The 1,208-nt window shown below is 54.3% G+C and carries 1 protein-coding gene and 1 pseudogene; both read left to right on the top strand.

Annotation, left to right across the window (positions count from 1 at the left end):
• Positions 1 to 509 (top strand): bifunctional 5,10-methylenetetrahydrofolate dehydrogenase/5,10-methenyltetrahydrofolate cyclohydrolase (locus B2W52_RS05875; protein WP_414673480.1); only part of this gene is annotated, 509 nt, incomplete at its 5' end.
• Positions 510 to 763: 254 nt separating this feature from the next.
• Positions 764 to 1,208 (top strand): annotated as a pseudogene (locus B2W52_RS05870) (ammonium transporter); the annotation flags it as partial.

Genomic DNA, 1,208 nt, shown 5'->3' with positions numbered 1-1,208 from the left:
TGGATGGCTTTCATCCATATAATCTGGGCCGCCTGGCGGCTAAATCCCCGATCCTGCGGCCCTGTACGCCATACGGCTGTATGCGCCTGCTGGACGCCTATGGTATCAGTCCGATGGGCAAGAACGCCGTAATCGTCGGGGCCTCCAATATTGTTGGTCGCCCGGCAGCACTGGAGCTGCTTTTGCGCGGAGCCACCGTGACAGTTTGCCACGTGAAAACACGGGATCTTCAGGCTGAACTGGCGCGTGCTGATATTGTCCTTGTCGCTATCGGAAGTCCTGGATTCATCAAGGCGGAGTGGCTCAAACCAGGGGCAACGGTAATTGATGTCGGTATTAACCGGTTGGCGTCAGGCAAACTTGTCGGTGACGTGGATTTTGAGTCCGCGCGCGACAAGGTGGCTGCGATCACACCGGTGCCCGGCGGTGTTGGACCGATGACCATTGCCTGCCTGTTGCAGAACACTCTGGAGGCCTGTGAGGCTCTGGATGTCGCGCAAGCGTCCTGATCCGTCATATCCAGCGTGCCCGCAAAAACCCGGTATTGCCGGGTTTTTGCGCATCTGGCACTACGAAAGGCCGCGCATGCACTGCCATAGTGCGCCCGATATCCAAAGTTTCTATATATTTCAATAAAAACAAGGGACTATAAATTAGGCCCGCATTTTGCTTTTTCTCTGTGGGAAATAAATATTCCTTTAGGTGTGAGGGTTCACCTTGCGTGGAGCCAACAATTGAGACCAAAGCGACAGAGAGATTAATCATGGAAACTTTAGGGCTGGAACTCGGGTATGCACTCGATACCTTCTATTTCCTGGTATGTGCGGCACTGGTTATGTGGATGGCAGCTGGATTTGCCATGCTGGAAGCCGGGCTTGTCAGGGGAAAAAACACGGTTGAGATACTCAACAAGAATGCGCTGCTATATGGCGTGGCCTGTGTGGCCTATCTGGTTGTCGGGTATAACATCATGTATCCGGGTGATCCCGTGAATTCCGTAATCCCCGGACTGGATTTCCTGCTAGGCCCAGATAACGCAACGGACGATGTGGTCGCCGGTGGTGAGGGTGCCCCCTACTATTCAAGCATGTCTGACTTCATGTTCCAGGTTGTGTTCGCAGCTGCCACCATGTCGATCGTTTCGGGCGCGGTTGCCGAGCGCATGCGACTCTGGCCGTTCCTGGCTTTTGCCGTCGTTATGGTGTCTG

The sequence above is a fragment of the Marinobacter sp. UBA2498 genome (assembly GCF_002341575.1).
Taxonomy (GTDB): Bacteria; Pseudomonadota; Gammaproteobacteria; order Pseudomonadales; family Oleiphilaceae; genus Marinobacter; species Marinobacter manganoxydans.
Note: the sequence above shows the minus strand (reverse complement) of the source record. Positions and strands in the feature narration are given on the sequence as shown.